We start from the raw sequence: 22,654 nt of genomic DNA on the forward strand, positions 1-22,654 counted from the left end.
GGACGGGGGCCTTCTCCGTGTGGGGTCCCCACGTGGTCGAGCGCGCACGTGGGGTGGGTGCTGGGCGAGAGGACCCACCGGAGCTGCGCACTCGGGGCGGCCTTCGAACTTGATCCACTCGATCCGAGCGCGCGTGGCCTACCGGCGCGTCGAGGCCGTGACGGTGAAGCGGGGTGAGCGGTCGAGCTGCCGCGTGGCGCCGATGATCCGCTCGAGGACCGGCCGATAGCGGAGGTGGCTGTTCCACACCGTGATCAGCTCCCCGCCGGGCGCCAGGACGCGCGCGCAGGCATCGAAGAGCCGGTGGGCCACGCCGGCATGCACCGTGCTGCCGAGATGGAAGGGCGGGTTGAGGATGATGAGTCCCACCGAGGCGTCGGGCAGCGCCGAGAGGGCGTCGTCCCTGCACACGGCGATGCGGTCTGCCACCCCGTTGGCCGCCGCCGTCGCTGCCGCTGACGCGATCGCCGACGCGGACTGGTCCGTGGCGAGGATCCTGAGGTCCGGGTGCGCCAGCGCCACGAACGCGGCGATGGCCCCGTTCCCGCAGCCCAGATCGACGACGTCGGCGGCCCCCGACGCACCCGCCAGGGGCTCCGGGAGGCGTCGCAGGTGGGGGAGCAGCAATCGCGTGCCGGGATCGAGCGCCGGCCCGCCGAACGTGGCCCCGTAGGCGAGGAGCTCGAGCGGACGGGCGAGGCCGACGTCGTGCCGTGCGCTGCGTGGGAAGGAGGACCCGCCCACCGGCAGGGGGCCCGACGCCGTGAGGACGCGCGCCTTCTGCCGCGCGAGTCCTGCCGTGACGTCGCCGAAGTAGCGGCCGAGGATCGCATTCATGGACACGGACATGTGCTTGACCCGTCCCGCCGCCAGGATCACGACGTCCGGCCGCGCATGGGCGGCGATGGTCCAGGCGAGCTCGTCGAGCTCGTCGAGTGAACGCGGCAGGCGCAGGAGGACGATCGACACGCCGTCGAGCAGTTCCGCACCGAGGGGGAGGGGCCGGTAGGCGCTGCGGAGCCCCTGGTCGGCCGCATTCAGCGCGAGTGCCCGCTCATGGACCACGCCGTCCTGGAAGACGCGGATGTCGCTCCGGCCGGAGAGATGCGCGGCACCGAGCGTGAGCGCGCCGTAGGCGTCGTTGATCGTCGCGATGTCACCGGGGCGGCGGAGCCGGTCCGCGGCGGTGTCGAGGAGCAGGCGGTCCGCGGCATCCACGGCCACCAGTTCGGTGGCTTCCAGGTCGGGGCGGCGGCGCAGGCGGTCGAGGCTGAACGGGGTCACCGGATCAATCCTAGGTGCCGGGCGGCCGGGGCCCCGAGCCATGACATCGCGTCTGCACAGTGAAGCCACGTCAGGTCCGAACGGGCGCCGGCCTCTACCGCTTCCGGCCGGACCGTGGGACTCTGCAGCGATGGACCAGTACCTGTGGGTGTTGAAGCGGAATGAACGCGCGCTGATCCGCGAACTGGAACCGGAGCGACTGGCACTACTGGACGAGGACGGGCTCCTGGCGCTGCATAAGCGTGTGCGGAGGGCCCGCAACAAGCACACCACGAGCTATCGGCGTAAAGCAGCGGGGAAAGTGCCGGAGGCCGGTGGACGCGGCGCCGCTGCACGGGCCTCGGACAAGTCCCGCGGCAGAGCCTATGTGTTCGAGGAGGCCCTCTCGATCGTCAGCGCCGAGCTGGCCCGCGTGGCGCACGACGCCGCTGAGGCACTGAAGGACGAGCGGCTCGAGCGCGCGCGTGCGGGACGGTCGACGGGACCGACGCCCGACACTGACGGGTCGATGCTGGAATCGTCCACTGGCCGCACCCGATCCCACACGAAGACCACGGGGGGCGTGAAGCGGGATGCGTCGAGCCGATCCAAGGGCGCCCGCCGACAGGCCACACGCGACAGCAGGTAGCGAGGTCTTCTCCGCGCTGCCGAGCCGGTGACCCTTTCCCGTGCCCGGCGATCGGTGTTCAGTGAGCGCTGGACCGGTCCTTGCTTCGGACCTGGACGGTTCCCTTGCGGAGCCGTTCCACTTTGCGCAGCTCGGTGCGCAGCGGCCATCGCTCGAACAGGAGAAGGTCGATCGGATGCCACAGAGCGATCCAGCCCACGATGATCAAGCCTTCCACAATGAACTGGTTCAACCAGGCAGGGCCGACCACAAGGGCTGCAACGCTACTACTGAGAACCAAGCAGAGAGCCAGGAACAGCAACCCAAAGATGAGTTCCACGCGTCCACGGCGCTCGAGTCGTCGTTTCTCGCGCAGAATGCCGGCTTCTCTTTGTCGGCAGTACCCCGAAACCCCTGCTGATACATCCGCCGCCGACAACCGCTGCGCTTCAGCGCCGGGCAGAACCACCGTGAATCCCGTGAAAACGTCGGTGCGTCGAACCGATATCCGGTCAAGGATCTGGTCGATCCCGGACCGCCTTCCGCACTGTGCTCGGGGCGACCGCAGGCCCGTTGGGAGGCCCCGGGAGAGCATGCCGGATCTACAGTGCGATGACGAGTCGGGGGCGGCATCACCCGAAACTGGTGATTTCCGCCTCTCCACCGTCCGCCCGTGCTCAAGACCTGATGCGAGCCGCGGCTCCCTCCCCAGAGACCAGCAACGACGTCTACGTCGCCTGAACACACATGAGCAGAAATTCAGGTGGGTTTGGGACCAACTGCCGCCGTGTCGTCCCATAGGTAAGGGAAGTCGACGACTGAAGCAATGAGGGACGTGCCTCTGCTTGCGCCAAACGCCCGGTAACTCACCTTTCTCGGGTGATGCGGATCATCAGTCAAGACGGGCCGACTACCGGCAACGGGCATCAAACCTCGACGCGACGCAGCACCATTTCCCTCGAAGGAGCGTGAGCAACAGCATCGTGATCAAGGAACCTCGACGACGAGTAGCGGCCCGCGTCAACTTAGGTTGACACAACGTCGGCTATCGGAGTAATGCTGGAGGCAGGGCAGGAATCGACCCAATCTTCGGGCCCGCATGCACCGGAGCTGCGTCAGTTGGAAGCGTCCATTGTTCTTGTCATGACGCCGATGGCAGCCCGCTAGTTTCTGGGCGCCGCGACCCGCGTCATGGCGTGTTCTCGTCCTTCGTGCCCCGTTCCTTCTTGAGGAGGCCGCCGGCGATGACGCTCGCCCGGGCAAGGACATCGAGCTGTGCCGGGTTGTACAGAGCCGTGAGCGATTCGACGACCGTGTTCTGGGTGACCTCCAGGCTCTTCGACAGGTGCTCTTTCGGGTCCAGGAGCCACGGGTAATCCCTGAGGGCGTGGGCAATGGTGGGTGCGTAGCGTTCTGCGAGGTCGGCGCGTGCGGTCTCGTCGGCGTCAGGGGGCAACTCGTCGAATTCCTTGGTCACATAGTCAGGCTCCGCCCTGACCATGTCCCGCAGATCCTGCATCGCGGCGTCGTCGTACAGCTGGGAGTAGATCAACATCAGCGACTGATCCGGCTTGGACATCTGAGGTGCCACGTCCTCGAATCCTGCCGGGACGCCCGTCACCGAGGACCCCTGGAGGATCGCCTGGATCTCCGCCCTGGCCCGCTGCAACCTCTCGATGCTCACGGCGAGGTCCGCGTCGATCGCCCGTAGCGCCTCGAACGATGAATCGCCGTCGAGGGTCACCTCGTCGATCTGGTCGAGCGGGACGCCGAGATCCCGTAGACGGCGTATCTTCAGGAGACGGACGAGGTGCCTGACCTGGTACTGCTTGTAGCCGTTGGACATCCTGTCCGGCTGCTCGAGAAGTCCGACACGGTGATAATGGCGAACGGTGTTCACCGTCGTCCCGGCCAGCTCGGCGATTCCTTGGGTGCTCCAGGTCATGCTCATCGGTCCTTCGTCATTTCTCGTCACCGGCTCAGTCGTGACGCACCTGCTATGTGTCGGTCGATCCTTCAGAAGGAGACTCCATGGTCCCACCACACGGTCAAGTTGTAGCGGGAACCAGCGATCCGAAAGCCACCGCTACCAGCCGAGAACTCCGACCAGCCCGGTCGCGAGCACCGAGATGACAACGGTCCACACCACGATGGCAATCGCCTGCCAGAACAGGACCCGCTCCGTCCTGACGCCGGACGCCGCGAAGAACAGGGCGGTCAGTTGCGTGGGAAGAGCAAGAGGGGCCAGGAGGCTCGCGCCCGGCACACCGAACCGGGAGAGCCAGCCCTGCAGGCGCCGCTGCCCCTTCGCGCGCCTGGCCGACGGCGCTGCGGCTGCAGAGTTTGCCGACTCACCGCCGCCTCCTCGACCGGCTACGACCTTCTCGCGGACACGTGAACTGATGGTGACGACGGCGAGCACGCTCAGGAAGTTGCCGATCATGGCAGCGACGGCCGCCATGACAGGGTTGATTCCGAGGAGGATACCGATACCGGCGGCACCCTCGCCTTCGATGTAGGGGATCATGCCGGCGACGGCAACGCCTAATGGCTGCACGATCTCGGGTAACTCCTGCACCCACTCCTGCATTCCCTCATAGGGGTTGTTCATTTTGCTCTGTTCTCCTTCGTGGTCCCGGCGGGGAGCGCGGGTTGCTTCACGGTCCTTCATCACGCTTCTGCGGCGGCGCCGGTTGCGCTCTGTCACGGGCGTGATTCCGCGTGCAGGAACCATTCAAGAGCCTGTTCCGAGAACAGAGTCAAGACCTTATGACGAGGCGTTCGTCACACCGGCGGCGGGGATGTTTCCACCACGTCGTCTCGTCTGACCGCACAGCCTCCGACATCAATCCCGCAGTGAGGGCATGGTGGATCCTGCTGCCGGTGCCCAGCGGATCCCTCGAGCAAAGGGTCCCGCACTTGATCAACTCGCTCGAGCGCCGGATGTGGCGTCGGTTGATGCGTCGTCTACACGTACGGGAACGTGCCGGCCGCAGAGCAGCGTGCCCTGCCAGCCGCTGACAACCTCACCGCGGCGCTCGACCAGATGGGCGCGAGCAGTGACGAGTAGGGGCGTTCGTCAACTCAAGTTGACATATGGTCGATTATCGGTGATGCGGGGTGTGATGGGCTTGCCGTCGTGCTGTCACTCCCTGCTGGGGTCGTGCGTATCGATCGTCTCGATGACCGACGGGCCGGACTGAAAGCCGATCATGAACCAGAGACCGGCCAGGAACCCCTGGAACACCGTGGGGCGTGGCACCAGTGAGGGGGTCAACGCCAGTGACGCCAGCCCGAGTGCGCAGACCAGATTGACGAGGTGCGCCTGGAAGTAAGCGGTGCTGCGTCGGAAGATCGCCACGGTCTTCATCATTTCCCGCAATTTGGTTCAGTGGATAGGGATTGCAGGCGGCGGAGCGCGTAGATCGGCTCCCATTCAACCGGCTGAAAGGGGGACAGGAGCGGCCTGGCCGGAAGCGAAGCTGCGGGCGATTTCGATCAGGATCCGTATGCCAGAACCGGTAGCGCCCTTCGATCGCCAGAGGTCGTCGGTGTCCGTGTGCATGGTGCCGGCGATGTCCAGGTGGGCCCAGGGGGTGCTACCCACGAAATCGGCGAGAAAGAGTGCGGCAGTGGTCGCCCCTGCGTACTTCCCGCCAAGGTTTGAAATGTCCGCGATGTCCGAGTCCAGTTGCTTGCGATGCTGGGGCTCCGGCGGCAGTTGCCAGACCTGCTCGTCGGTGAGCGCGGCCGCGGCGCGCACCCTGTCCACCAGAGGTTGGTCGTTGCCGGAGAGGGCGGCGGTCAGTTGCCCGAGGGGCATCAACGAGGCTCCGGTGAGCGTGGCGATGTCGACGATGGCGTCCGAGCCCAAGCCCGGCCCTCCTGGGTGCGGCGCGGACTAGGGTTGGTTCATGCTGCGTATCGGACTCACAGGGGGCATCGCTGCCGGGAAGTCGGTCGTGGCCCGCCGGCTCGCCGAGCGGGGGGCGGTGCTGGTGGACGCCGACGTCCTGGCCCGTGCCGCGGTCGAGCCGGGGTCGGAGGGGCTCGACGCCGTCGTCGCCGCCTTCGGACCGGAGATCCTCGGAGCCGACGGCGGGCTCGACCGGCCCGCGCTCGGGCGCCTCGTCTTCGCCGACGCGACCGCCCGCGAGCGACTCAACGCCATCGTGCATCCGCGCGTCAGGGCCGCGGCTGCGGCGCTCATCGAGGGGTCGCCGGAGGATGCCGTCGTCGTCGAGGACATCCCGCTCCTGGTCGAGACCGGCCAGGCCGCACGGTTCCACCTGGTCGTCGTCGTCGATGCCCCCGACGCTCTGCGGATCGAACGCATGGTGGACCATCGGGGCATGGAGCGCGGCGATGCCGCACGGCGCATCGCCGCGCAGGTCTCCCGTGGGGACCGGCTGCGCGCGGCGGACGCCGTGCTCGTCAACGATCGCGGGGTCGACGAGCTCCTCGCCGCGACGGAGGGCCTGTGGCGGACGCGCATCGTGCCGTTCCGCGACAACCTGGCAGCCGGAAGGCCTGCAGACGAACGGCCGGCGGTCGGAGGCGCCGCGCGTCCGACCGCGGGCCTCGCGGGAACGAGCCGACTCGCGGACCGCATCCGAGGGAAACTGGACGCCGCCCTCCCTCTGGGCTGTTCCGTGGCACCTGACGATGCACCGGACGGCGCGCCCGACGGGGCACCGGACCAGACGCGAACCGGGCTGCCCGCCGACGTCGTGCGTGCGGCCCTCCGCGTCGTCGTCCCGCCTGGCGGGGCCATCGACGCGGCGTCGGACGCCGTGGCGGGGGCGGGATTCCCGAGGGACGAGCGCACCTCGGGTCACGGACGGACACCACCGACGGCGCCCCACCGGGCGGCCGACCCGGCGATTGACGTGACGGTGACGGTCGGCCCGGCGCTCGGTGCCGTCTGAGGTCTCCCGGAGGGCGCGGGTCGGCTTTCAGCCGCCAGCAGATCGGCGGGGGAAGTGTCGGTGGCAGGGACTACCGTTGAGACATGAGTCTTGCGCAGGAAATCAAGCGTGTGGTCGCCCCGTTCGAGGTCATCAGCGAGTACACGCCGGCCGGCGACCAGCCTACGGCCATCAAGGAACTGGCGGAGCGCATCAATGCGGGGGAGAAGGACGTCGTCCTGCTCGGCGCCACCGGTACCGGCAAGAGCGCCACGACCGCCTGGCTGATCGAGCAGGTGCAGCGCCCCACCCTGGTCATGGTGCAGAACAAGACCCTCGCCGCGCAGCTCGCCAACGAGTTCCGGGAGCTGCTGCCCAACAACGCCGTCGAGTACTTCGTCTCGTACTACGACTACTACCAGCCCGAGGCCTACGTCCCGCAGACGGACACCTTCATCGAGAAGGACTCCTCCATCAACGAGGAGGTCGAGCGCCTCCGGCACTCCGCGACCAACGCCCTGCTGACGCGCCGCGACGTCATCGTCGTCGCCACCGTCTCCTGCATCTACGGCCTCGGGACGCCCGAGGAGTACATCAACAAGATGGTCACCCTGCGCCGCGGCGACCAGATGAACCGGGATGCGCTGCTGCGGCAGTTCGTGGGCATGCAGTACACGCGCAACGACATGGACTTCCACCGCGGCACGTTCCGGGTGCGCGGCGACACCGTCGAGATCATCCCCATGTACGAGGAGCACGCCCTGCGGATCGAGTTCTTCGGGGACGAGGTGGAGAACATCTACACCCTCGACCCGCTGACCGGGAACGTGATCCGCGAGGAGGAGGAGATGTACGTCTTCCCCGCCTCGCACTACGTCGCCGGTGAGGACCGCATGACGCGGGCGATCAAGGACATCGAGGACGAACTGCAGCAGCGGCTGGCGGAACTCGAATCGCAGAACAAGCTCGTGGAGGCGCAGCGCCTCCGCATGCGCGTGACGTACGACCTCGAGATGATGCAGCAGATGGGCTTCTGCAACGGCATCGAGAACTACTCGCGGCACATCGACGGCCGCGATCCGGCCTCGGCGCCGCACTGCCTGCTCGACTACTTCCCCGACGACTTCCTGCTGGTCGTCGACGAATCGCACGTGACCATCCCGCAGATCGGCGCCATGTACGAGGGTGACTCCTCGCGGAAGCGGACCCTCGTGGACCACGGATTCCGCTTGCCGTCGGCCATGGACAACCGCCCGCTGAAGTGGGACGAATTCCAGGACCGCATCGGGCAGACGGTCTACCTGTCCGCCACCCCGGGCAAGTACGAACTGGGCAAGGCCGACGGCTTCGTGCAGCAGATCATCCGGCCCACCGGGCTCATCGATCCCGAGGTGGTCGTCAAGCCGACCAAGGGCCAGATCGACGACCTGCTGGACGAGATCCGGAAGCGCGTGGCGATCAACGAGCGCGTCCTGGTCACCACCCTCACCAAGCGCATGGCGGAGGACCTCACCGGCTACCTGCTCGAGCACGGGGTGAAGGTCGAGTACCTCCACTCCGACGTCGACACGCTGCGCCGCGTGGAACTGCTGCGGGAACTGCGGATGGGCACGTTCGACGTCCTGGTGGGCATCAACCTGCTGCGCGAGGGGCTCGACCTGCCCGAGGTGTCGCTCGTCAGCATCCTCGACGCGGACAAGGAGGGCTTCCTCCGGAGCGCGACCTCCCTCATCCAGACGATCGGCCGTGCGGCACGCAACGTGTCCGGTGAGGTGCACATGTACGCGGACCGCATCACGGACTCGATGGAGCGGGCGATCGACGAGACCAACCGGCGCCGGGAGATCCAGGTGGCCCACAACCTGAAGCACGGCATCGACCCCACGCCGCTCAGGAAGCGGATCGCGGACATCACGGACACCATCAACCGGGAGGACGCCGACACCCGCGCCCTGCTCGAGGAAGCCGGCAAGTCCCGGAAGCCGAAGAAGGGGGCCGGGCGGCACGAAGGCCTGGCGTCGGTCCCCGCCGAGGACCTCACCGACCTGATCCAGCAGCTCACGGACCAGATGCACGCGGCCGCCGCGGAGCTGCAGTTCGAGCTGGCCGGGCGCCTGCGCGACGAGGTGGGGGACCTGAAGAAGGAACTGCGCCAGATGCAGTCCGCCGGGCACGCCTGAGCGCGGGCGGGCGACGTCCCGCCGGACGGCACCGTGTCAAGGAGGCCGGCGGACGAACGCCCGAGGGGCGCGTTCGTCGGCCCTCCTGCCCGCCGGGTAGCATTATCCCGACGTGAGGGAGTATCCCTAAGCGCTACGGACGTCAGCACGCGAGGCACAGTTGCCCCGCCGGGCGTAGCGGTCGGTCGGTTCGAAGCCGCGACGGAGAGACTCACGGCGATCCACAGCACCCTCGGAAGGTACTTCATGCCCGCATTACCCGTAGCGTTCGAGGTCGGCACGTTCATCGTGCTCGGCCTGATCCTGCTGTTCGACCTGCTGCTCGTGGTCAAGCGGCCGCACGAACCATCCATGAAGGAAGCGGGACTCTGGGTCGCATTCTATGTGGGCCTGGCGCTGGTGTTCGCGGCCCTGATGTTCGTCTTCACTGGGCCGGAGTACGGCGGCCAGTTCGTGGCCGGCTGGATCACCGAGTACAGCCTCAGCATCGACAACCTCTTCGTGTTCATCATCATCATGGCGCGCTTCTCGGTACCCCGGAAGTACCAGCAGGAAGTGCTCATGGTGGGCATCATCATCGCCCTGGTGCTGCGCGGGATCTTCATCGCCCTCGGTGCCGCCGTGATCGAGAACTTCAGCTGGATCTTCTTCATCTTCGGGGCCTTCCTCCTCTACACCGCCTACAAGCAGGCCACGGACTCCGGCGAGGACGAGGAGCAGGCCGGCGACAACAAGCTCATCGCGAAGCTCCGCTCGGTCCTGCCGATGTCGGACCACTACGACGGCAACAAGATCCGCACGGTGGTCGACGGCAAGAAGGTCTTCACGCCGATGCTCATCGTCTTCGTGACGATCGGCCTGACCGACCTCCTGTTCGCCGTCGACTCCATCCCCGCGATCTTCGGCCTGACGCAGAGCGCCTTCATCGTGTTCACGGCGAACATCTTCGCGCTCATGGGCCTGCGCCAGCTCTACTTCCTGCTCGGCGGCCTGATGACGCGCCTCATCTACCTCAAGCACGCGCTGTCGGTGATCCTCGCGTTCATCGGCATCAAGCTCATCCTGCACGCGATGCACGTCAACGAACTGCCCTTCATCAACGGCGGCGAGCACATCGCGTGGGCGCCCGAGATCCCCACCTTCGTGTCGCTGGCCGTGATCGTGGCCACCATCGTCGTCGCCGTGATCGCCAGCCTGATCCGCTCCCGGGTCACCGGAACGGCCCCGGAGAAGGCCGGGACCGAGACCACCGACGAGCCCGCGGTCGACGACGGACTCGCCCAGGCTGCCGAGGAGGCCGAGGTGCAGGGGCCCCGCCGCTAGGCTCCACAGGCACCCATCGCGCGACGAAGGGACCCCGCACACCGCGTGCGGGGTCCCTTCTGTGTACCGGCCATCCCGCGAGGAAACGGCGGTGGTCCCGCCCGCCCAACGGCCTTTTCACCCTGTTTACGTGATGCGGTGGCCTCCGTAGGGTCGTCCACTGGTGATGATCCCGGAGTTGCTCCGCTCCCGCCGCTCGATGGCGGGACCGGAACCACCCGCCCCACGGACGATGCGGAGGATGATGTGACCTCGAACTACAGGGAGCAGATCGCAGCACCCATGGCCGTCGGCCCATCCGCTCCGCCCCTCGGCGAGCATGACCTGGCCCCCGGGTCCGACGTCGATGACCTCGTGCAGTGAGGCCGGACCGTGCCGATCCAGTTGCAGACGCACCGACTCGTCCGGGCCGGCGTGCGCTCGACGGCGGGGCGCGTCGTGGTGCGTTCCCTCCGCGACCTCCGCGACCTCGAGCTCTTCGATCGGGCGATGACGCTCGCGGCCCAGGCGTTCACGTCCATCCTGCCGATCCTCATCGTGACCGGGTCGCTGCGGGGAAGCGTGAACCCTGAGGCGGATTCGCTCTTCGCCGAGAGTCTCAGCCTCGACCAGGACACGGCAGAACTCGTGCAGCAGTCCATGCCGGACCCTGCCGAGGGAGTCACCTTCACGCAGGTCGCCAGTGTGTTGCTGCTGCTCATCGCCGCAACCGCCTTCACCCGGGCACTCGAGCGTTGCTTCCGCAAGATCTGGAAAACCCCGAAGGTGGGCCTCCGCTTCGCCTGGCGCTGGGTCGCTGCAATCATCGCCATCGTCATCGGGCTCCTGCTGATCATCACCACCCGCAGCGTCGTGCGTGGCACGGGCGCCATCTCGGTGCTCGGGTTCACCCTGGAGGCGGCGATCTGGTGCCTGCTGTGGTGGATCGCCCTATGGCTCGTGGTCAACCGCACCGTCAGCCTGCAGGCACTCCTGCCGGGATCGATCCTCGCCGGACTGGGAATCGCCGGGGCCACGGCAGTGGGCCGCGTCTACCTTCCCCGGATCTTTGCGGCCTCGGCCGACGAGTTCGGTGTCCTCGGCCTGGCCTTCTCGTACATCGGATGGCTGTTCGTGCTGATGGCAGTGCTCCTCGCCTCGCTGACCGTCGGGCGCGTCGTCCACCTCGCCATGATCGGGCGACTGTGGAGCCACTCGGGTGAGGCAGCTGCACCTCCCACGGCAGCGAACGGCCGCCACTGACATGGCTTGCGGTGGAGGGAATCGGCGGGCGAGACTGCGGAGGGGCTCCGCGATCACCACGTCGCCCGGAACGGCGTCTCCGCCGTGACTGATCCCGACCCGCGAGCATTGTCGCCGGCGAAGCCGACACCGAGCCGGAATCCAGGTTCTCCTCGGAGCAGTGCGGCGAGGACAGGAGGGCCGAGCACCCGGTTCGGACCCTGACTCCTAGTCCCTGCCGGACGTCCGCGCGAACGGATCCGGGCGAGCTCGGACGGTGGCCCGAGCGCGGGCGACGAGGTTCCCCGCTAGCTGCGCGCCATACCGAGCAGCCGCTCGAAGATCGCCTCGCCGTCGTCGGCGATGCCGTCGTGGTGGAACTCGTCCGTCTCCCAGATTTCCAGGTTCCGTACCGACGCCGCCGTCGCCAATGACAGGTCCCTGTCGACGTAGATGTCGTGGCGGTACACGGCAGCCGCGGCCGGGACGGTGTTGGTCGCCAGGACGTCCTCGTCGTACAGGGGTCCCCAGTCGTTCTTCTCCGCGAGGACGTCGGCGACCGCCCGCAGCGGACGGAGCGCCGGGTCCTCCTCGAAGTACCACGGATACACCATCTCCCCGGTGAGGAGGACCTCGTCGGCGTCGTCCCTGAACCGGGGGTACTCCTCGAGGATCCGCGCGGCGGACCACGACGAGGCCGGCCCCTGGCAGTAGATCGACTCGTGCAGCAGCGCGTACAGCGGCTGCGCTGCGCGGCTCACGACGGCGTGGACCTGCTCGAGGAACGACGCCGACAGGCGGGGACCGTCCGCCGTCGTCGTGAACGCGTCCTCCAGCAGGTAGTGGAGGCCGTGGACGCGCGTGTTGCCCCCCAGGAAGGAACCGACCATCTGGAACCGCCGCACCGTGAGCCGCTCACCGCTCGGGAGGAACTCCTCCACACGGGCGAGGTGGCGGGCGATGCGCGTGACGCGGTCACGGTCCTCCGGATACCAGGCGAAGTACTCGGCGTTGCGCTCCTCGACGCGCGCGAACGTGGCCCGGTACACCTGGTCGGGCGAGCCGGCCAGGGGCGCGAGCCCGCCGGTGATCAGTGCGCGCTCGATGCCCTGCGGTGCCCGGGAGAGATACGTGAGGGTGCAGAAGCCGCCGTAGCTCTGTCCGAAGACCGTCCAGGGTCCGCTGTCCAGCCGGTGGCGGATGAGTTCGGCGTCGGCGACGATCGAGTCGGCGCGGAAGTGCGCGAGGTAGTCGGCCTGGGCCTGCGGGGACCCCAGGGCGCCGAGTGTGTCGGCGTCGGCCGGCGTCGAGAGCCCGGTGCCGCGCTGGTCGAGCATGAGGATCCGGAAGTCACGGGCCGCGGCCTTCATCCAGCCCGAGAGCCGGGTGGTCCGTACGCCCCGGCCGCCCGGGCCGCCCTGCAGGAACAGGAGCCAGGGGAGCCGTGCCACCTCGTCGTCGCGATGCTCGGTGGAGGAGTACTCGCGGGCGAACACCTCGATGCGGGGAGAGCCGGGGTCGGCGTGGTCGAGCGGGACCCTGAACACGTGGCCGGTGGCGCGCAGGCCGCGCATGACGGCGGTCGTGCCGACGGTGTGCTCGGCAGGATGATCGGAAGCGCTGGGACCGTCGGGGGCGCCCTGCCCGGGAGTCGGCCCGCTCACAGGGCAGCGACGCCGGCGAGCGCGTCGCCCGTCAGCCGGAACGTGCTCCACTCGGACTGCGCCGCCGCACCGAGGCTCTCGTAGAAGCGGATGGACGGCTCGTTCCAGTTCAGTACCGACCACTCCACGCGGGCGTAGCCGCGTTCGGTGGCGATCCGGGCGAGGTTCGCGAGGAGCGCCTTGCCGTGTCCCGCTCCGCGCGCTTCGGGCCGCACGTAGAGGTCCTCGAGGTAGATGCCGTTGACGCCCTCCCAGGTGGAGTAGTTGAGGAACCAGAGCGCGAATCCCTGGACCTCCCCCCGGGCCTCCGCCACGTGGGCGTAGATGGTGGGCCGCTCACCGAACAGGGCCGCCTCGAGCGACGCGGCGGTGTTCCGGACGGCGTCCGGCTCCCGCTCGTAGTGGGCCAGGTCGTGGATGAGCTGGAGGATGACCGGAACGTCCGCCGGCCGTGCTTCCCGAATGGTAGTCATTCCTCCAGCCTAGCCAAGGGTGGGTCAGCCGGCCGCCGGACCGCCGACGCCGAGGATTTTCACCACCGGGCTGCCGGCCTCGTCGGATGCCGCGAGGTCGATCTCGGCGTTGATGCCCCAGTCGTTGTTGCCCTCCGGGTCCTTCAGGATCTGCCGCACCTTCCACGCCGCGGGGGTCTTCGTGATGAGCAGGAGGTTCGGCCCGCGGGCGTCCGGGCCGTCGTCGATGTCCTCGTAGTCACCGAAGTAGCCGTCCAGGGCCTCGGCCCAACGGTCGGCGGTCCAGCCGGACTCGGCGTCGAGGGTCCCGAGCGCGGCGTCCTGCTCGTCGGCGAAGAGCCTGACCCGCTGGAACATCTCGTTGCGCACCATCACGCGGAAGGCGCGTTCGTTGGAGGTGACGGACGGCGGCTCGTCCGGCAGGTCGACGGCGTCCGCCGCAGCGACCGGCGTGAGGCCGGCCGCCAGCTGCGTCCACTCGTCGAGCAGGCTGCTGTCGGTCTGGCGGACCACTTCCCCGAGCCATTCGAGGATGTCGCTGAGGTCCTCGCGCAGCGCCTCGACGGGCACGGTGTGGCGAAGCGCCTTGTAGCAGTCGGCGAGGTAGCGCAGGAGGATGCCCTCGGAGCGTGTGAGGGAGTAGAACGCCACGTACTCGCCGAAGCTCATGGCCCGCTCGTACATGTCCCGCACCACGGATTTCGGGGCCAGCTCGAAGTCGCCCAGCCACGGCGCGGACGCGCGGTAGACGTCGAAGGCCTGCTGCAGCAGTTCCTCGAGGGGTTTCGGGTAGCTGACCTCCTCGAGGCGGGCCATTCGGGCGTCGTAGTCGATGCCCTCGGCCTTCATCGCGGCCACGGCCTCCCCGCGGGCCTTCTTCTCCTGCGCGTTGAGGACCTGGCGGGGCTTCTCGAGTGTGGCCTCGATGACGGAGACGACGTCGAGCGCGTAGCCGGGCGCCTCCGGGTCGAGCAGTTCGAGGCTCGCCATCGCGAAGGGCGAGAGCGGCTGGTTGAGGGCGAAGTTGGCCTGCAGGTGCACCTTGAGCCGCACGCGGCGGCCGTCCGGTTCGGGCTCGGGGAGCTTCTCGACGATGCCGGCGGTGACGAGTTCGCGGTAGATCCCGATGGCCCGGCGCATGAGCCGGAGCTGGGACGCGCGCGTCTCGTGGTTCTCCGTCAGGAGCCGCTTGGTGGCCGTGAAGGGGTCGCCGGGCCGCTCGAGGAGGTTCAGGAGCATGGAGTGGCTGACGGAGAACGACGACGTCAGCGGGTCCGGGATGCTCTCCACGAGCCGGTCGTAGGTGGGTTTGCCCCAGGAGACGAAGCCCTGCTGGGGTTTCTTCCGCACCACCTGGCGCAGCTTCTTCTGGTCGTCGCCGAACTTGGACACCGCCTTGGCCATGGCCTTGGCGTTCTCCACCACGTGCTCGGGCGCCTGGACGACGACGGTGCCCGCGGTGTCGTAGCCCGCGCGGCCGGCGCGGCCCGAGATCTGGTGGAACTCCCGCGCGTTCAGCAGGCGCGTGCGGACACCGTCGTACTTGCTGAGGGCGGTCAGGAGCACGGTGCGGATGGGCACGTTGATGCCCACGCCGAGGGTGTCGGTGCCGCAGATGACCTTGAGCAGGCCGGCCTGGGCGAGCTGCTCGACGAGGCGCCGGTACTTGGGCAGCATCCCGGCGTGGTGGACGCCGATGCCGTGGCGCACCAGCCGGTTGAGGGTCTTCCCGAAGCCGGCGGAGAACCGGAAGGTCGCGATCAGCTCGGCGATGCGGTCCTTCTCCTCGCGCGTGCACACGTTGACGCTCATGAGGTTCTGCGCGCGCTCGATCGCCTCGGCCTGGCTGAAGTGCACCACGTAGACGGGGGCCTGCCGCGTGGCCAGCAGCTCCTCGAGCGACTCCTGGATGGGCGTCTCGACGTAGTAGTAGTGGAGCGGGATGGGCCGCTCCACGGACGTGACGGTCGCCGTCGGGCGGCCGGTGCGCTCCGTGAGGTCCTTCTCGAAGCGCGTGACATCGCCGAGGGTCGCGGACATCAGGAGGAACTGGGCCTGCGGCAGTTCGAGGAGCGGCACCTGCCATGCCCAGCCGCGCTGCGGGTCCGAGTAGAAGTGGAACTCGTCCATGACCACGGTGTCGACGTCCGCCTGGGCGCCCTCCCGCAGTGCGATGTTGGCGAGGATCTCCGCGGTACAGCAGATGATCGGCGCGTCCTGGTTCACGCCGGAGTCGCCCGTGATCATGCCGACGTTCTCCGGTCCGAAGATGTCGCAGAGTGCGAAGAACTTCTCGGACACGAGGGCCTTGATCGGGGCCGTGTAGTAGCTGGTGCGGCCCTCGGCGAAGGACTTCAGGTGGGCGGCGATCGCGACGAGGGACTTCCCGGAGCCGGTGGGCGTCGCCAGGATGACGTTGGCACCGGAGACGAGCTCCATCGCGGCCTCGTCCTGCGCCGGGTACAGGGTCAGGCCGCGGCCCGTCGCCCAGCCGGTGAAGGCCTCGTAGACCGCGTCCGCGGTGAGTCGGCCGTCGTCGTGCCGGGGGAGGTGCTCTTGGATTGTCATGATCCGTTCAGCCTACCGGTGCGGTTCGGCGGAGGTTAGGGTGAGCCATGCGCTGGGATCCTGGACTCTACGCCCGCCACGCGGGACATCGCGGGCGCCCGTTCTTCGACCTCGTCGCACGGGTGGGGCATGACGCCCCACGGACCGTCGTCGATCTCGGGTGCGGGCCGGGCGATCTGACGGAGACGCTCGCCCGCCGCTGGCCCGACGCGCAGGTGGTCGGTGTCGACTCCAGCGGGGAGATGATCGACACCGCGCGGCAGCGGCCGACGCTCCCGAACCTGCGGTTCGAGGTCCGCGACCTGCGCGACCACACCCCGGGGGGCGACGACGTGATCGTCACGAATGCCGCGCTGCAGTGGGTGCCCGGTCACGCGGGCCTCCTCGACCGGTGGGCGCGGGCGCTCCCGGAGCGTGGCTGGCTCGCGGTGCAGGTTCCCGGCAACTTCTCGGCACCGTCGCACGCGCTGATGCGTGTCCACGCGGCGAGCCCGCGGTGGGCCTCCCGGCTCGACGGCGTCCTGCGCCATGACGATGCGGTCGGCGAGCCCTCCGACTACCTCGGGCTCCTGCTCTCCGCGGGACTGCAGGCGGACGTCTGGGAGACGACCTATGAGCAGGTGCTGCCGGGGGAGGACGCCGTCCTCGGCTGGGTGCGCGGCACCGGCCTGCGGCCCATCCTGGACGCGCTGTCCGCGGACGAGGCCGAGGAGTTCGAGGCCGGCTACGGGGACCTGCTGCGCCGCGCATATCCTGCCGGGGAGCACGGGACGGTGTTCGGTTTCCGCCGGATCTTCGCCGTCGGGCACCGGCCCTCCTGAAAGGCGCCACGGCCGGGATGCCGACCGTCCGGCCGGCTACCAGCCGCGCTGCTTCCACTCCGTCAGCGATCCCCGCTCCGCCCCGAGCGTGGTGCCCCTGCCGTGGCCCGGGTGCACCACGGTGTCGTCGGGCAGCTCGTCGAAGATCCGCGTCACGACGTCGTCGTACAGGGACGCGAAGCGGCCGGGGTCGCCCTGGGTGTTGCCGAGGCCGCCGGGGAACAGCGAGTCGCCCGTGAAGAGGTGCGCGGGTCCGTGGGGGTCGCGGTACAGGAGGGCGATGGAACCCGGCGTGTGGCCGCGCAGGTGGATCGCCTCCAGCTCGAAGCCCTCGAAGGAGCCGACGTCGTGGTGCTCCAGCGGGACGTCCGTCGCCACGGCGATGTCCGCGACGTCGTCCGCCCCGGCCGCGGTGCGCGCCATCGTGGCCTCCTTGACCTCGGCCAGGGCACGGACGTGGTCCCAGTGCGAATGGGTGGTGACGATCAGGGCCACGCGCGCCTCGGCGTCGGTGTCCTCCTGCGCGTCGGCGAGGAGCCCGAGGATGGCGGGGGCGTCGTCCGCCGCGTCGATCAGCACCTGGGCGCCGCTCGACTTCGAGGTGAGCAGGTACACGTTGTTGTCCATCTCCGAGACGGAGAGGCTGCGGATCGTCACTTCGCTGAGGTCGTGCAGGGGCTCGGTCATGAGCACAGTGTAGGCAGGGCGCCCGCGCCCCGGCGGAACGGGCCCGGGGTGGGGGCCGCAGCGACGGTAGGGTCTCAGGTGGACGGGCCGGCCAGGGTCCGCGGATCCGTGACGGAAGGGACAGGGCATGGAGCAGGGCATTCCCCGGTGGCTCAGGCTGGACGAGAAGAGCACCGTGCCGCCGTTCGAGCAGATCAAGCAGGCCGTCCTCGGCGCCGCCAATTCCGGCGAAGCAGCCGTCGGCACGCGCCTGCCGCCCGTGCGCGGACTCGCCGCCCACCTCGGTGTCGCCGCGAACACCGTCGCCCGCGCCTACCGCGAACTGGAGCAGGCCAGTGTCGTCGAGACCAGGGGCCGGGCCGGGACCGTCATCGCCGCCGGAGGCGACACGGCCCGGGAGCGCGTGGCCGACGCCGCGGATGCGTTCGCCGCCGTCGTCCACTCCGCCGGGGTCCCGGAAGCGGAAGCGGTCGCCATGCTGAGGGCGGCATTGCGCCGAGGGTGAACGGCACGCGCGGGCGCGCCGCGCCAGCGCGGATCCGGGACTATTCGAATATGCTTTCGAACGGCTTTTCTCCTACAGTTATCTGGTGTCTATAGCAAATTCTCTTGAGCAGCACGCCCACAACCCGGAGCCGGCTCCCCAGGACCTCTCCCGGCTGATCGTCAAGGGTGCACGCGAACACAACCTGCGGAACGTCGATCTCGACCTGCCGCGCGACGCCATGATCGTCTTCACCGGCCTCTCCGGATCGGGCAAGTCCTCGCTCGCGTTCGACACCATCTTCGCGGAGGGGCAGCGGCGCTACGTCGAATCGCTGTCCGCGTACGCACGGCAGTTCCTCGGGCAGGTGGACAAGCCCGACGTCGACTTCATCGAGGGCCTCTCGCCCGCGGTCTCGATCGACCAGAAGTCCACCAGCAAGAACCCCCGCTCCACCGTGGGCACGATCACCGAGATCTACGACTACATGCGCCTGCTCTGGGCGCGCGTGGGACGCCCGCACTGCCCCGTCTGCGGCGAGCCGGTGGCCAAGCAGACCCCCCAGCAGATCGTGGACCAGCTCCTCGAACTCGAGGAGGGGACGCGCTTCCAGGTCCTCGCACCCGTGGTCCGGGCACGCAAGGGGGAGTTCGTCGACCTCTTCCAGGAGCTCACCGCCAAGGGCTACTCGCGGGCCCGGGTGGACGGCAAGCTCATCCAGCTCAGCGAACCGCCCAAGCTGGGCAAGCAGTACAAGCACACCATCGAGGTCATCATCGACCGCCTCGTGGTCAAGAGCGGCATCCGGCAGCGCCTCACCGACTCCGTCGAGACGGCCCTCAAGCTCGCCGACGGCCGCGTCCTCGCCGAGTTCGTCGACCTCCCCGAGGACGACGCCAAGCGCCTGCACGCCTTCTCCGAGCACCTGGCCTGCCCCAACGAGCACCCGCTGGCCATCGACGAGGTGGAGCCGCGGTCCTTCTCCTTCAACAACCCCTTCGGTGCCTGCCCCGCCTGCACGGGGATCGGCACCAAGCTGGAGGTCGACGAGGAACTCGTCGTCCCCAACCCCGACCTCAGCCTCGCCGACGGCGCGATCGCGCCGTGGTCGCTCGGCACGGCGACCCTCGAGTACTGGACACGGCTGCTCCAGGGCCTCGCGTCCGAGCTGAACTTCGACGTCACCACGCCCTGGCGCAAGCTGCCGGACCGCGCCCGCGAGGCCGCGCTGTACGGCAAGGACCACAAGGTGGTGGTGCAGTACAAGAACCGGTTCGGACGGGAACGGAAGTACAGCACGGGCTTCGAGGGCGCCATCCAGTACATCCAGCGCAAGCACACGGAGACGGAATCCGAGGCCTCACGGGACCGGTACGAGGAGTACATGCGGGAGATCCCGTGCCCCACGTGCGGTGGCGCGCGGCTCAACCCGGCCTCGCTCTCGGTGCTGATCAACGGCCGGAACATCGCCGAAGTCTCCGCGATGCCGATGCGCGACTGCGCGGACTTCCTCGACAACCTCGTCCTGACCGGCCGCGAGGCGCAGATCGCCAACCAGGTGCTGAAGGAGATCCAGGCGCGCCTGACGTTCCTCCTCGACGTCGGCCTGGAGTACCTCAACCTGGAGCGCGCCTCGGGCACGCTGTCCGGCGGGGAGGCCCAGCGCATCCGCCTCGCGACGCAGATCGGCTCCGGCCTGGTGGGCGTGCTCTACGTCCTCGACGAGCCGTCCATCGGCCTGCACCAGCGGGACAACCGCCGGCTCATCGAGACCCTCACGCGCCTGCGGAACCTCGGCAACACGCTCATCGTCGTCGAGCACGACGAGGACACCATCGCCGAGGCCGACTGGATCGTGGACATCGGCCCGGGCGCGGGCGAGCACGGCGGCGAAGTGGTGCACTCCGGCCTCCTCGAGGACCTGCTCACCAACGAGAGGTCGCTGACCGGCGACTACCTCTCGGGCCGCCGGAAGATCGAGATCCCGGCGAAGCGCCGGAAGATCGACCGGTCGCGCCAGCTGAAGGTGGTCGGCGCGCGCGAGCACAACCTCGTGAATGTCGACGCCACGATCCCGCTCGGGGTGCTCACCGCCGTCACCGGCGTCAGCGGCTCGGGCAAGTCCACCCTCGTCAACGACATCCTCTACAAGGTGCTCGCCAACAAGCTCAACGGCGCCAAGCAGGTGGCAGGTCGGCACAAGCGGATCGACGGGCTGGAGCACCTCGACAAGGTCATCCACGTGGACCAGAGCCCCATCGGCCGCACCCCGCGTTCCAACCCGGCCACCTACACGGGCGTCTTCGACAACATCCGGAAGCTCTTCGCCGAGACCACCGAGGCGAAGGTCCGCGGCTACCTGCCCGGGCGGTTCTCCTTCAACGTCAAGGGCGGCCGCTGCGAGGCGTGCTCCGGCGACGGCACGCTGAAGATCGAGATGAACTTCCTGCCCGACGTCTACGTCCCGTGCGAGGTGTGCCACGGGGCGCGGTACAACCGCGAGACGCTCGAGGTCCACTACAAGGGCAAGACCATCGCCGACGTCCTGGACATGCCGATCGAGGAGGGGGCCGAGTTCTTCGCGGCGTTCAGCCCGATCGCCCGGCACCTCACCACGCTCGTGGAGGTGGGCCTCGGCTACGTGAGGCTCGGGCAGCCCGCCACCACGCTCTCCGGCGGCGAGGCGCAGCGCGTGAAGCTCGCGAGCGAACTGCAGAAGCGCTCCAACGGGCGCAGCATCTACGTCCTCGACGAGCCGACCACGGGCCTGCACTTCGAGGACATCCGCAAGCTCCTGCTGGTGCTGCAGGGCCTCGTGGACAAGGGCAACACCGTCATCACGATCGAGCACAACCTGGACGTCATCAAGAGCGCGGACTGGGTGATCGACCTCGGGCCGGACGGCGGCTCCGGCGGCGGGCAGATCATCGCGACCGGCACGCCGGAACAGGTCTCGAAGAACGAGCGCAGCTACACGGGCACCTTCCTGAAGGAGGTCTTCGCCAAGGCCGCCGGGTAGCCCTGCCTCGGGCCCGGCATGCCCGGGAGGGCATGGATGACGCCTGCCCTCCCGGTGCTATGGCAAGCTTGGCCGGTGGCAAATACGCGTGCGCTGATCCTTTTCGACCTCGATGGAACGCTCGTCGACCCGGCAGGGACGATCACCGGGGGCATCAGCGCCGCACTCGAGCACCACGGATTCCCGGTCCCGCCCGACGACGCGCTCCAGGCGATGATCGGGCCGTCCCTCGTCCACTCGCTGACCGCGACCGCCGGCGTGCCGGCGTCGCGCGTCCCCGACGTCGTCGCGACCTACCGCGCCGGGTACCTGGCCACAGGGATGTCCCGGAGCCGCCCGTACCCGGGCATGGCCCGGTGCGTGGAAGCACTGCTCGACGGCGGCGCGACCGTCGCGGTCGCCACCCAGAAGCCCGAATGGCTCGCCGAGGAGCTCCTCGCCGTGCAGGGGCTGCGCGACCTCTTCTCCTCCGTCCACGGCTCGCCGCGGGACGAAGCGGCGACGGCCGGCGGCAAGACGCCCATCATCCGCGCCGCCCTCGAACACCACGGGTACGAGGCGGGGCCCGCTGGACGCGCCATCATGGTGGGCGACCGCCGCCACGACGTGGAGGGCGCCGCCGCGAACGGACTGGCCTGCGTCGGCGTCACCTGGGGCTTCGCCGCGCCCGGCGAACTGGAGGACGCGGGGGCGGCCGCCGTCGTCGGGTCCGCCGACGCCCTGCTGGAGGTGCTGCGTGGGCATCTATGACCTGACGCGCAGCGCCACGCGCGGGCTCATCGCCGGCCTGTGCCGCCCCACCGTCGAGGGGCTCCACAACGTGCCCGGGGACGGGCCGTTCATCGTCGCCCCCAACCACCTCTCCTTCCTCGACAGTGTGCTGGTGCAGGCGCTCATGCCCCGACCGGTCGCGTTCTTCGCGAAGGCCGAGTACTTCACGGGGACCGGGGTGAAGGGCGCCCTCATGAAGGGGTTCTTCGAGGGCGTGGGGTCCATCCCCGTGGAACGCGGGCAGCAGGCCGCCAGTGTCCAGGCCCTCAGGACCCTGCTCGACCTCCTCGAGCAGGGCGACGGCGTCGGCATCTACCCGGAGGGCACCCGCTCGCGGGACGGGCGGCTCTACCGGGGGAGGACCGGCGTCGGCTGGCTGGCCCTGACCACCGGAGCGCCCGTGCTGCCGGTGGGACTGATCGGCACCGACGCGCTGCAGCCGGCGGGCGGGAAGGGCATCCGGCCCCAGCACTTCACGCTGCGGATCGGGGAGCCGCTCGTCTTCGCGAAGACCGGGCCGGGGCACCCGCTGCCTGCACGCCGGAGCGCCACCGACGCCATCATGGACGGCATCGCCGCGCTCACGGGCCAGGAGCGCGTGGCCTCCTACAACCAGAGTCCCCCCGCGGAGTAGCGAGGCACCCT

20 protein-coding genes are annotated in these 22,654 nt (G+C 68.9%); 10 read left to right on the top strand and 10 right to left on the bottom strand.

What is annotated here, in order from left to right:
* Positions 1 to 138: 138 nt before the first annotated feature.
* A complete protein-coding gene (locus tag MWM45_RS07890; RefSeq protein WP_247828977.1) occupies positions 139 to 1,284 on the bottom strand; it encodes a class I SAM-dependent methyltransferase in 1,146 nt (381 codons plus the stop codon).
* Between the two features lie 130 nt (positions 1,285 to 1,414).
* Here MWM45_RS07890 and MWM45_RS07895 point away from each other — a divergent pair, with 130 nt between their 5' ends.
* Complete coding sequence (locus MWM45_RS07895) at positions 1,415 to 1,912, top strand: hypothetical protein (RefSeq protein ID WP_247828978.1); 498 nt, start codon at positions 1,415 to 1,417, stop codon at positions 1,910 to 1,912.
* A gap of 58 nt (positions 1,913 to 1,970) precedes the next feature.
* Here MWM45_RS07895 and MWM45_RS07900 read toward each other — a convergent pair whose 3' ends face one another.
* The 5 genes from MWM45_RS07900 to MWM45_RS07920 form a co-directional block, all read right to left on the bottom strand.
* Positions 1,971 to 2,231, bottom strand: a complete 261-nt coding sequence (locus tag MWM45_RS07900; protein WP_247828979.1) for a hypothetical protein — start codon at positions 2,229 to 2,231, stop codon at positions 1,971 to 1,973.
* Between the two features lie 849 nt (positions 2,232 to 3,080).
* Positions 3,081 to 3,836 carry a MerR family transcriptional regulator gene (locus MWM45_RS07905; RefSeq protein ID WP_247828980.1) on the bottom strand — a complete coding sequence of 252 codons (756 nt, stop codon included), beginning with the start codon at positions 3,834 to 3,836 and terminating at the stop codon, positions 3,081 to 3,083.
* Positions 3,837 to 3,977: 141 nt separating this feature from the next.
* Positions 3,978 to 4,502, bottom strand: a complete 525-nt coding sequence (locus MWM45_RS07910) for a small multidrug efflux protein (protein WP_247828981.1) — start codon at positions 4,500 to 4,502, stop codon at positions 3,978 to 3,980.
* 534 nt (positions 4,503 to 5,036) lie between these two features.
* Positions 5,037 to 5,264 (bottom strand): alpha/beta-hydrolase N-terminal domain-containing protein, encoded by a 228-nt coding sequence (locus MWM45_RS07915; protein WP_247828982.1) that lies wholly within the window; start codon positions 5,262 to 5,264, stop codon positions 5,037 to 5,039.
* Positions 5,265 to 5,327: 63 nt separating this feature from the next.
* A complete protein-coding gene (locus MWM45_RS07920) occupies positions 5,328 to 5,765 on the bottom strand; it encodes a hypothetical protein (protein WP_247828983.1) in 438 nt (145 codons plus the stop codon).
* A gap of 40 nt (positions 5,766 to 5,805) precedes the next feature.
* Between MWM45_RS07920 and coaE the strand changes: the two genes are divergently transcribed.
* The 4 genes from coaE to MWM45_RS07940 all read left to right on the top strand — a co-directional run bounded on the left by coaE (position 5,806) and on the right by MWM45_RS07940 (position 11,543).
* Entirely contained in the window at positions 5,806 to 6,819 is a 1,014-nt protein-coding gene (gene coaE, locus MWM45_RS07925; protein WP_247828984.1) for a dephospho-CoA kinase, read from the top strand.
* A gap of 83 nt (positions 6,820 to 6,902) precedes the next feature.
* A complete protein-coding gene (gene uvrB, locus MWM45_RS07930; RefSeq protein WP_247828985.1) occupies positions 6,903 to 8,978 on the top strand; it encodes an excinuclease ABC subunit UvrB in 2,076 nt (691 codons plus the stop codon).
* A 246-nt stretch (positions 8,979 to 9,224) separates the two neighbouring features.
* Positions 9,225 to 10,301 carry a TerC family protein gene (locus tag MWM45_RS07935; RefSeq protein ID WP_247828986.1) on the top strand — a complete coding sequence of 359 codons (1,077 nt, stop codon included), beginning with the start codon at positions 9,225 to 9,227 and terminating at the stop codon, positions 10,299 to 10,301.
* A gap of 372 nt (positions 10,302 to 10,673) precedes the next feature.
* Positions 10,674 to 11,543, top strand: coding sequence for a YhjD/YihY/BrkB family envelope integrity protein (locus MWM45_RS07940; protein WP_247828987.1), 870 nt, complete (start codon positions 10,674 to 10,676; stop codon positions 11,541 to 11,543).
* Positions 11,544 to 11,830: 287 nt separating this feature from the next.
* On the opposite strand, the gene MWM45_RS07945 is transcribed toward MWM45_RS07940, so the two are convergent.
* The 3 genes from MWM45_RS07945 to MWM45_RS07955 form a co-directional block, all read right to left on the bottom strand.
* The gene (locus MWM45_RS07945) at positions 11,831 to 13,096 is read right to left on the bottom strand and encodes an alpha/beta fold hydrolase (protein WP_247829176.1); all 1,266 of its coding nucleotides are present in this window, start codon (positions 13,094 to 13,096) and stop codon (positions 11,831 to 11,833) included.
* An 86-nt stretch (positions 13,097 to 13,182) separates the two neighbouring features.
* On the bottom strand, positions 13,183 to 13,659 hold the full coding sequence (locus tag MWM45_RS07950) for a GNAT family N-acetyltransferase (protein ID WP_043445153.1): 477 nt from the start codon (positions 13,657 to 13,659) through the stop codon (positions 13,183 to 13,185).
* Between the two features lie 24 nt (positions 13,660 to 13,683).
* Complete coding sequence (locus MWM45_RS07955) at positions 13,684 to 16,227, bottom strand: DEAD/DEAH box helicase (RefSeq protein WP_247828988.1); 2,544 nt, start codon at positions 16,225 to 16,227, stop codon at positions 13,684 to 13,686.
* A gap of 47 nt (positions 16,228 to 16,274) precedes the next feature.
* Between MWM45_RS07955 and MWM45_RS07960 the strand changes: the two genes are divergently transcribed.
* Positions 16,275 to 17,048, top strand: coding sequence for a trans-aconitate 2-methyltransferase (locus MWM45_RS07960; protein ID WP_247828989.1), 774 nt, complete (start codon positions 16,275 to 16,277; stop codon positions 17,046 to 17,048).
* A 36-nt stretch (positions 17,049 to 17,084) separates the two neighbouring features.
* On the opposite strand, the gene MWM45_RS07965 is transcribed toward MWM45_RS07960, so the two are convergent.
* Positions 17,085 to 17,735: an MBL fold metallo-hydrolase gene (locus MWM45_RS07965; RefSeq protein ID WP_247828990.1), complete on the bottom strand. Its 651-nt coding sequence runs from the start codon at positions 17,733 to 17,735 to the stop codon at positions 17,085 to 17,087.
* 127 nt (positions 17,736 to 17,862) lie between these two features.
* Between MWM45_RS07965 and MWM45_RS07970 the strand changes: the two genes are divergently transcribed.
* The 4 genes from MWM45_RS07970 to MWM45_RS07985 all read left to right on the top strand — a co-directional run bounded on the left by MWM45_RS07970 (position 17,863) and on the right by MWM45_RS07985 (position 22,643).
* Complete coding sequence (locus MWM45_RS07970; protein ID WP_247828991.1) at positions 17,863 to 18,240, top strand: GntR family transcriptional regulator; 378 nt, start codon at positions 17,863 to 17,865, stop codon at positions 18,238 to 18,240.
* A gap of 85 nt (positions 18,241 to 18,325) precedes the next feature.
* On the top strand, positions 18,326 to 21,238 hold the full coding sequence (gene uvrA, locus MWM45_RS07975; RefSeq protein ID WP_247828992.1) for an excinuclease ABC subunit UvrA: 2,913 nt from the start codon (positions 18,326 to 18,328) through the stop codon (positions 21,236 to 21,238).
* Between the two features lie 75 nt (positions 21,239 to 21,313).
* Positions 21,314 to 21,988: an HAD hydrolase-like protein gene (locus MWM45_RS07980; RefSeq protein WP_247828993.1), complete on the top strand. Its 675-nt coding sequence runs from the start codon at positions 21,314 to 21,316 to the stop codon at positions 21,986 to 21,988.
* A complete protein-coding gene (locus tag MWM45_RS07985; protein ID WP_247828994.1) occupies positions 21,975 to 22,643 on the top strand; it encodes a lysophospholipid acyltransferase family protein in 669 nt (222 codons plus the stop codon). The genes MWM45_RS07980 and MWM45_RS07985 overlap by 14 nt, the downstream gene beginning before the upstream one ends.
* The last annotated feature ends 11 nt before the right edge of the window (positions 22,644 to 22,654 follow it).

The sequence above is a fragment of the Arthrobacter antioxidans genome (assembly GCF_023100725.1).
Lineage (GTDB): Bacteria > Actinomycetota > Actinomycetes > Actinomycetales > Micrococcaceae > Arthrobacter_D > Arthrobacter_D antioxidans.